Below are 8,691 nucleotides of genomic sequence, written 5' to 3' on the forward strand. Positions count from 1 at the left end.
GCTTGACGAAGGCCATCCATGGCCTTCGACACTCCTACAGCAGAAAGCCCACGAGTTTGATGCCTCTTGCAGCTCGCGCTGCACACCTCCTCAATAGTCCACTGCAACCGTCGGCCGCGCCCTCTATCACCAGCATCATTAGGTCATCTTTATCTCTAGTGGTTTCAACGTATCTAAATGCACATCGCGCTGCGGGAAAGCGATGGTGATGTCATTCTCGGCGAATATCTTATCGATTTTAAAGCGTATGTCGGACTGTACTCGACGAATGTCCATAGGGGCTTCAACTTCTGTCCAGAACAGTAAATTGAAGGTTAAGCTGTTGTCACCAAAGTCATCGAAAAAGACTTCAAAAGGCAGGCGTTGAACAATTTTTTCGTGTTGGCTGGCAGCTTCCAGCATGAGTTCGCGAACTTTGTCGATAGGCGAGCCATAGGCAACCCCAACGGTGACTGTGCTGCGTATTTCCGTTGAAACCAGTGTCCAGTTCACTACCCGCTGCTCAAGGAAATAACTGTTTGGAACCAGTACATGCACGCCGTCGAAGCGTTTGATGCGAACACAGCGGTTGCCAATTTCTTCAATTTTGCCCCGTTCATTCTCGAGCTCAACAATGTCGCCAATGCGAATAGGGCGCTCTGCAACCAATATCATTCCGGAAATTAGATTGTTTAACAGGTTCTGCGCACCAAAACCCACACCAATGGCTAACGCACCACCTAACACAGCAAATATGGTAATGGGGATGCCTGCAACGGGCAGGGCTATTAAGACAATGAGCACGTAAGCCAGGAAAGAGAACAGCTTTCGAAAGGCATAAATGGTGTTCTGAGAGGCATGACCCGATTTAAGAGCTCGTTTTACCAGGCTGGAGCCAACCCAGCGTATAACAATAACGCCAACAATAATCAGTGTAATGGCAATAATTACCTGACTGAGGTATATCTGTGCGTCGCCGGTCTTCCAAAGCTCGGTGTTCCAAATTTTACTTAAATTCGTGGAGAAATCATTCCAGGACATTTGCATAGTCTATTTACCCATTAGTGAATCTTTCTTTGTAATTTACGCGAAAAACACGTACATTGCGCGCTCAATTTTTACCCTATAGTCCTGGATGTTGAATACGTGATTTCTGCTGCAAATATCACCATGCAATTTGGTGCGAAGCCTCTTTTTGAAAATATTTCTGTTAAATTCGGCAATGGCAACCGTTATGGCCTTATTGGTGCTAATGGCTGTGGTAAGTCGACCTTTATGCGCATTTTAAGTGGTGAGCAGGAGCCTTCCTCCGGCAACGTCTCGCTGGAGCCGAATACCCGCATTGGTAAGTTGCGCCAGGACCAGTTTGCGTACGAAGAGTACAGCGTGGTTGACGCCGTTATTATGGGGCACGAAGAGCTGTGGGCGGTAAAAGAAGAGCGTGACCGTATTTATAGCAGTGGCGAAATGAGTGAAGAAGACGGTATGCGTGTAGCCGATTTGGAAACCGAATTCGCTGAAATGGACGGTTACACAGCTGAATCTCGTGCTGGCGAATTGCTGTTGGGCTTAGGTATACCGGTAGAGCAGCACTTTGGTTTGATGTCGGCACTGGCACCGGGTGTGAAAATTCGGGTGTTACTGGCGCAGGTGCTGTTCTCTGAGCCGGATATTATGCTGCTGGACGAGCCGACCAACAACCTGGACATTAACACCATTCGCTGGCTGGAAGAGGTGCTGGCGGAAAAGCAAAGCACCATGATCATTATTTCGCACGACCGTCACTTTCTGAACACGGTTTGTACACACATGGCCGATATCGATTACGGCGAGTTGCGCGTGTACCCGGGTAACTATGACGAATACATGTTTGCCGCTACTCAGGCGCGCGAACAGCTGATGAGCGATAACGCCAAGAAGAAAGAGAAAATTGCGGAGCTGCAGAGCTTTGTCAGCCGTTTCTCGGCGAATGCGTCAAAAGCCAAGCAGGCGACCTCGCGTCAGCGACAAATGGAAAAGATTCAGTTGGATGAGGTTAAAGCATCCAGCCGGGTGAATCCGTATATTCGTTTCACGCAAGAGAAGAAACTTTACCGGCTGGCGCTTGAAACCGAAAACGTACGTAAGAGCTTTGATGACGAGGCCGTTTTAAAAGGCTTGAGCACATCGATAGAAGTGGGTGAGAAAGTCGCTATTATCGGTGCCAACGGTATTGGTAAAACGACTTTGCTGAAATGTTTGATGGGCGAGTACACGCCGGATTCAGGCAGCATCAAGTGGTCTGAAAATGCGGCGATAGGCTACTACGCGCAGGATCACGCTCATTGGTTTAAGCAGGAAATGACCGTTTACGAATGGATGTATCAGTGGAAGAAGCCAGGCGATGACGAACAGGCTATTCGTGGTGTGCTGGGTCGTATGCTGTTTTCTTCAGACGATATTCAGAAGCCGGTATCGATTTTATCCGGTGGTGAAAAAGGCCGGATGATTTTCGGGAAACTGATTTTGCAGCGCCCGAACATTCTGGTGATGGACGAACCGACGAACCATTTGGATATGGAATCGATAGAGTCGTTAAACTTGGCACTGGAGCAGTTTGAAGGTACCTTGTTGTTTGTCAGCCATGACCGCGAGTTCGTGTCGACTTTGGCTACGCGTATTATCGAAATAACCGACAAAGGCTTACGTGACTTTGCCGGCAGTTACGATGAGTACCTGGCGCAGCTGGCTGCCGCTTAACGCTGCACCATTTTCTGGGCGCTCTTGACCAGTTCGTCAGGATCGCCCATCCGCTCCGGTTTCGTGACACCGCGTTGGCAGGCAGGACGCTCACTAATGGTGTTCATCCATCGCTTCAGGTTTTCCAGGCCGTCAAGACTGACACCGGACCAGTCGTGGGTACGCACCCAGCACCAGTTGGCAATATCCGCTAACGAGAAGTTTTCACCGGCTAAGTATTCAGACTCTCCTAAACGCTTATTCAGCACCTCGAACAGCCGGCGGCTTTCGTTTTGATAACGTTCAATGGCTGACGGCAGCTTCTCCGGAAAGTACCGATAGAAGACATTAGCTTGTCCCATCATGGGGCCAATGCCACCCATTTGAAACATCAGCCATTGGATCATACGTGAGCGTTCTTTTGGGTCTTTGGGGTTCAGTTTGTCGTAGGTTTCCGCCAGGTACAACATAATGGCACCGGATTCAAATACCGCGAAGTCGTTGTTGTCTTTATCGACAATTACCGGAATGCGCCCGTTAGGGTTCATTTTCAGAAAGTCGGGACGCTTTTGCTCGTCGTCCTGCAACTGAACATGATGGAGATTATAGTCCAGCCCCATTTCTTCTAATGTGACCGTGGCTTTGTAACCGTTGGGTGTGGCAGCCGTGTAGAGTTCAATCATATGTATCCCTTAAACCTTTGATGAGTCACGCTCTTTTATACGCTCATACCAGGCTTTTAGATTAGGCCAGCGCTCATCCACACGCAGCTGAATCACCTTGGCGAAATCCACCGTGCAAAAAGCGTTAATGTCAGCAATGGTAAAACGTTCCAGCGCAATAAACTGGTGATCCGCTAAGTGTTTTTCCAGAAAGTCGAAGAAGGTCAGGGCTGCGGCGTGATTCGCCTCACCCCACTCTTTAATGGGCGTTATTTTGTGTTTGAAATAATCGGTTGTATGTTGAAAACACATACCAATTGGGGTGAATAAATAGAAGTCTATCCAGCGTGTCCATTGTTCGATAATGGCCTGCTCTTCGGCGGTATTGCCTAGTAAGACTTCAGATTCCGGGAAGGCGGCTTCAAAGTAGCGGCAAATGGCCATGGTTTCGCCAATGCAGGTGCCGTTGTCGAGTTCCAGTACCGGCACTTTTTTCATTGGGTTTTTGCGTTCAAATTCCGGCGTTAAGTTCTCGCCTTTGGCCAGGTCGAGTTCAACGCATTCGACCTTGTCCAGCAGCCCTTTCTCCGCAAGAAACATCCGCACCCGCCGAGGATTGGGTGCTTTAGCCATCTCATAAAGCTTCATGGAGCTAACTCTCCGTTAAATTGAGTGTTAGCTCCAATTTACTCCGACGCTAACGAGATTGAAAGGTGCCTTTTAAGCTATTTGCAAAGGCAACAAACTTCTCTTTTATGGTGCGCTTCACTTTTACCTCAACAGAACCAAGTACCTGGAAGCCCTCAATACGTATATGTGGTGCCTGTTTTAAGTTGCCCATAGACGGGGCTTTATTCTCTGTGGACCCAAGAATGCTAAAGACGTTGGTGCTAATGGTGATTTCTTCAGGCACAAAAATTTCAAGACTTGAAAGGCCGCCTATAATTTTTATAGTAACGTCCGGGTGTTGGAATACGGCATCGGTAAAGTCCAGCTCTACTGAGCCTAACAGGGAATAGATGGTGATTTCGCGTGGAACCGTCCATACACCACAACGCTCATTAGAGGACAGTATGGAGACCACGTTTTCTGTTGGCAGGACCCGGCCTTCACCGTAATGTGGCGAGAATTGCTGTTCTTTCATGCTGTCGTATGAGGTATCGGGCTTCAGCTCCAGGTCTTCTACCAGTTCCGCCAGCTGGCTATGTGCCGTCGCGTCCATGGCTTGATCAAGCCGGCGTTCAAAGGCTTGCGCTGAGAGCTCACCGTGGCTGTAATTCATGACCAGTTGGTCGATGGTTTCTTCCCGAACTTTTTCTATTGGGCGATCTTCAAACTTTACACTCATGATGGTTCCTTGTTGTTCTTATCTTCTTATTATGGACAACAAAGCAATTCTTAGGCCAGAAATAATTTCTTTAATAATCAGATGTTTATAATTTCACCGAAAACCGAGATTTGTGCTTGTGACCAAATATTGGGAAGAACGACCAATTTACACGAGAGCAGTTGACCTTCTGCGAGTTATTAACTTAACTAAAACTCAGGAAAATCAGGCTATTTCAAATGGATACGACCATGAATAAACTCCCTTTTGTTGTTGATGCCCATACCCACCTCTTTAATGCCCGTTATGTGCCTTTGCAGGGAATTCTCGAGAGCTGGGGTATTTGGAAGTTACCGGCAAAGTTAATTAGCAAACTGGCGTATTCACTGACCGCCAGCTCTACATTACAAGAGCGGCTGGCGTCATTTTCAGTCACCACTCAAAAAGGTGCCACAGAAAAAATCTGCAACGAATTTGCCCATCTGGTTTGTGTTGAAATAGAGCATTACTTACCGGGAGAATTAAGTGAAGAGGGCAGTAGCAATCCGGAGTTAGCGAAAGCCTACCAGGAGAAATTCATTAATAGTGAGTTGTACTCGGTTCTGAGAGAAATACATCAGTATTGCGGTGACAGCGAATCGGCCCGGGAGTTGGAGTTAGATTACATAGAAACAAAATTAACCTTCAAAGCAGAAACTCACCCTCAGGATAAAATATCGGGCTGGTTTTCCGGCATTCACAAAATGATAGAGCGTATGTTGCGCAAGTCACTGGAGTTTTTAGAGAACGCCGCGGACAAAATAGATTTTGTTTTAAATATGCTGCGCAGTGAAGTAGGGATACTTAAACGGTTAAAAGGCTATTACGGCAACTTTGCGGAAAATTATGTGCTTTTTCATTACATGATGGATATGGCTCATCCGTTTGACGATGACCCTAAATACGAGTTTTATGATCAGCAGTTAGAGCGCATGACTGCGTTGGAGAATTATTCAGAAGGCATAGTGCTGGGGTTCTCTGCCTTTGACCCTTTGCGATTTGTTTCTCGGTCTGCATCTGATCGCGCGCTTCGTGACGCTATAGAAACCTCATTGGAACATGGCAAGGCGGGGTTTAAGTTTTACCCTCCCATGGGTTACAAGCCGGCAGGCAACGAACCTCCTGTTGAACGGGTTGTTGATTATTTTCTGGATTTTTGTGTGGAGTATTCCATTCCGGTTTTCACTCACTGCACGCCGGAAGGCTTTCAGGCTTATAAAGGGTCAGGGTTAAATTCAGACCCGGATTACTGGGAGCAGGCGCTGACAAAAACAGAGCAAAGGAAAACAATGAGGCTCTGCTTTGGCCATGCCGGTGGCGGAAAGCGAAAAGTGAACGGGCGCTGGGTTAAAGGTTGGCTGGCAGAGACAGAAGAAGAGTGGAGTGATCCGAACAACTACGCCCGTAAGGTTGTCGAGCTGTGTCGGCGTTACCCGCATGTTTATTGCGACTTGTCGTACTTACATGAAATTGTCGGCAGTAAGAAAGCACAGGCAAGCCTGGCCCGGCGGCTTGAAATTGAGCTAACGCGTGAAGCGACCGCAGACAAACCTTTTAAGCTGGCTGATAAAATAATGTACGGTAGCGACTGGCATATGGTGTCTATGGTTAACGACATTGAAGCCTATTTTGGGCAAATAAAGGACATTTTTGAAAAGCAGAAAATGCAGCCTTTTGCCGATAGGTTCTATTTTAAAAATGCACTGAGGTATGTTGATTTAGAGGCTTATATTAAACGTGCGGAAAATGTGTTTAGTTCGAATTACGTTGCTCGGCTAGAGAATATCGCCGGCTTGCTTTAAATTTCTAACGGGCTATGATGGATTCAGTTGTTAAGAGGACATCATGTTTAAGTCTAACTATTCAATACAGAGTACCGCTCTCACCTTTCCAAATTAAGCCGGACGCGCCTTAAGCGTCCGGCCAGTCTGTCTGTTATTCCCTTTAAATAATTTATGTTCAGTTCGGTTGGAGATAAAGCCGTGCTTAAGCGTGCATTCAGGTTCTGTAAAACCTCGGTTTGTCCGTCAAACCCAATTTTTCAGGAAGCGGGGCAGCAAATGCTGATAGACCCCGTAGAGCTCAGTATTTTGTTGAATAGACTTGAGTTCAGTGAATCAAAAGAAGCCTTAATTGAAAAACGCATTCGAGTTGGAGCTTCGGTTGTCCTGCGTAATCTAAAAACAATGGAACAGGTAAGGGTTAGGTTGGTTCCGCCAGAGTTAGCGGATACTGATAACTACCTGGTGTCTTTTATTTCCCCCTTAGGATCGACGTTGCTTGGTCTTCGCGTAGGCGATATAGCAACAGTCATTGTTAAAGGTATATCAATAAAGTGGGCGGTTCTAACGGTAAATCAGAATCGACTCGCATCTGTTGATGCTTAGCCAGAATTCAAAGGAGGGTAGTGCCTTGGAGTAACTTAGTTGTGCAATGTGTCGATTAACTTAAACATTTGAACAGATAAGGTGAATCCAATGAGTAAAGAAAAGCAGAAGAAAAAACCGCAGTTAACGTTGAAAGAAAAACGAAAAGAAAAGAAGAAAAAGAAACTTGAAGAGTAAACTTAAAGGGCTCTCCGGAGCCCTTTTTTATGAGAGAGAATTATGAATACTAGACCTAACATTGTTATTTCGTGTGTCGATATGGCCGTAATTGAACATCATTTAGATGAGACCAGTTTACCCCGGGAGTTTTTGGATGAGTTAGAGGTTGAGCTGGCCCGTGCTAAAATTGTTGAGCCGAATGTCATGCCCGCCGACGTTGCTTGTCTGAATCGGCAAGTGACCTTTAAGGTTTTAGAAACGGGGAAAGTTTTTACAAAAACTTTGACTGCGCCTGATCAGGTGGATAAATATGAAGACAGCTTATCGGTTTTTGCTCCTTTGGGAGCAGCGCTTATTGGTCTTTCCGTAGGGCAGTCTATTCAATGGAAAACCAACCGCGGTCTACAGTCAGTTGAGATTATTCATGTAGCCTGACGTTCACGTCAGGTTCAACCCAGCCATGGTGGCTGAATTATTAAAAGGAGTGTTTTATGACGCATGGTGTGGGAGTTGCGCGGGCTGAAGAGGCTCTCAGCGCTTTGGAAAATATGACCGCAGGTGTTCAGCCTATTGCGTTGGAAGAATACCAACAGCGCGTTGCCAGAGCGCAGGCACTGATGCAGGAGCAAGGCATTAGCGCTATGTACTTAAACGCAGGAACCAACTTAGAATATTTTACTGGTTTAAAGTGGTACCCCAGTGAGCGCCTGGTTGGCGCTGTTCTCCCGGTTGAAGGGGATGTCACCCTGATAGCGCCGGCGTTTGAAGTCGGCTCCTTAACTCAGGCAATGATACTGCCCATGGATACGGTTTTGTGGGACGAGCACGAATCACCCTACGAACGGTTGTTGGCGTTCTTAACTGAGCATTTTTCTGATGGTTATAAGCTGGCATTAGATGAATCCACACCCTACAGCGTGGTGGCAAAGCTGGAGGAGCGTAAACCCGCCGAAACAATGTGCGACGCAAAAGCCATTACCGCTACCTGCCGAATGCATAAATCCCCTGCAGAACTGGTGTTAATTCAGACCGCAATGGATATGACCATGGCTGTGCACAGAGCCACCGGTGCTATGCTTCACGAAGGCATCACAGCGTCGGAAGTCAGAGCTTTTATTGATAAAGCACATCGTAAGGTGGGAGCGTCCGGTTCGTTTTTCTGTATTGTGTTATTTGGCAAGGGCACCAGCTACCCACATGGCGTTAATTACGAACAGCACTTAGAAAAAGACGACTGGGTGCTGATAGATACCGGCTGCAAGTTGCACGGCTATCATTCTGATATTACCCGTACTTATGCTTTTGGCACTGCAACTGAAGAGCAGCAGAAATTTTGGCAGTACGAACGAGATTTGCAACAAGCCGCCTTTGATGCCGCTGTACTGGGTAAGACTTGTGAGTCTGTGGATGACGCCGTGCG

9 protein-coding genes are annotated in these 8,691 nt (G+C 47.0%); 5 read left to right on the plus strand and 4 right to left on the minus strand.

Translation table 11 applies throughout. The features are described 5' to 3' along the window. Positions 1-138: 138 nt before the first annotated feature. Complete coding sequence (locus B3180_RS01400; protein ID WP_286842509.1) at positions 139-1,026, minus strand: mechanosensitive ion channel family protein; 888 nt, start codon at positions 1,024-1,026, stop codon at positions 139-141. Positions 1,027-1,125: 99 nt separating this feature from the next. Here B3180_RS01400 and B3180_RS01405 point away from each other — a divergent pair, with 99 nt between their 5' ends. After that, on the plus strand, positions 1,126-2,718 hold the full coding sequence (locus B3180_RS01405) for an ABC-F family ATPase (protein WP_224798349.1): 1,593 nt from the start codon (positions 1,126-1,128) through the stop codon (positions 2,716-2,718). Here B3180_RS01405 and B3180_RS01410 read toward each other — a convergent pair. From B3180_RS01410 to B3180_RS01420, 3 genes are read right to left on the minus strand one after another with little or no spacing between them, the layout of a single operon-like run. Continuing rightward, a complete protein-coding gene (locus B3180_RS01410) occupies positions 2,715-3,380 on the minus strand; it encodes a glutathione S-transferase family protein (protein ID WP_278358180.1) in 666 nt (221 codons plus the stop codon). The two genes, B3180_RS01405 and B3180_RS01410, sit on opposite strands and share 4 nt — an antisense overlap. Positions 3,381-3,389: 9 nt before the next feature. Continuing rightward, complete coding sequence (locus B3180_RS01415) at positions 3,390-4,007, minus strand: glutathione S-transferase family protein (protein ID WP_278358179.1); 618 nt, start codon at positions 4,005-4,007, stop codon at positions 3,390-3,392. A gap of 49 nt (positions 4,008-4,056) precedes the next feature. Further along, entirely contained in the window at positions 4,057-4,707 is a 651-nt protein-coding gene (locus B3180_RS01420) for a DUF1707 SHOCT-like domain-containing protein (RefSeq protein ID WP_271331958.1), read from the minus strand. A 230-nt stretch (positions 4,708-4,937) separates the two neighbouring features. Between B3180_RS01420 and B3180_RS01425 the strand changes: the two genes are divergently transcribed. From B3180_RS01425 to B3180_RS01440, 4 genes are all read left to right on the plus strand, one after another. Then, a complete protein-coding gene (locus tag B3180_RS01425) occupies positions 4,938-6,527 on the plus strand; it encodes an amidohydrolase family protein (RefSeq protein ID WP_271331959.1) in 1,590 nt (529 codons plus the stop codon). Between the two features lie 180 nt (positions 6,528-6,707). Continuing rightward, complete coding sequence (locus B3180_RS01430) at positions 6,708-7,112, plus strand: GreA/GreB family elongation factor (RefSeq protein WP_271331960.1); 405 nt, start codon at positions 6,708-6,710, stop codon at positions 7,110-7,112. Between the two features lie 219 nt (positions 7,113-7,331). After that, positions 7,332-7,706, plus strand: a complete 375-nt coding sequence (locus B3180_RS01435) for a GreA/GreB family elongation factor (protein ID WP_271331962.1) — start codon at positions 7,332-7,334, stop codon at positions 7,704-7,706. A gap of 56 nt (positions 7,707-7,762) precedes the next feature. Beyond that, positions 7,763-8,691, plus strand: a 929-nt coding sequence (locus B3180_RS01440) for a M24 family metallopeptidase (protein WP_286842522.1), incomplete at its 3' end; no start/stop codon positions are given.

Origin of the sequence: Idiomarina sp. UBA4206 (assembly GCF_002383015.1) — a bacterium.
GTDB lineage: Bacteria > Pseudomonadota > Gammaproteobacteria > Enterobacterales > Alteromonadaceae > Idiomarina > Idiomarina abyssalis.

What these genes read in the sequence shown, in the direction of transcription:
- B3180_RS01400 (WP_286842509.1), bottom strand. Translation starts at nt 1,026, where the DNA reads ATGCAAATGTCCTGGAATGATTTCTCCACGAATTTAAGTAAAATTTGG.
- B3180_RS01435 (WP_271331962.1), top strand. Translation starts at nt 7,332, where the DNA reads ATGAATACTAGACCTAACATTGTTATTTCGTGTGTCGATATGGCCGTA.
- B3180_RS01410 (WP_278358180.1), bottom strand. Translation starts at nt 3,380, where the DNA reads ATGATTGAACTCTACACGGCTGCCACACCCAACGGTTACAAAGCCACG.
- B3180_RS01420 (WP_271331958.1), bottom strand. Translation starts at nt 4,707, where the DNA reads ATGAGTGTAAAGTTTGAAGATCGCCCAATAGAAAAAGTTCGGGAAGAA.
- B3180_RS01425 (WP_271331959.1), top strand. Translation starts at nt 4,938, where the DNA reads ATGAATAAACTCCCTTTTGTTGTTGATGCCCATACCCACCTCTTTAAT.
- B3180_RS01415 (WP_278358179.1), bottom strand. Translation starts at nt 4,007, where the DNA reads ATGAAGCTTTATGAGATGGCTAAAGCACCCAATCCTCGGCGGGTGCGG.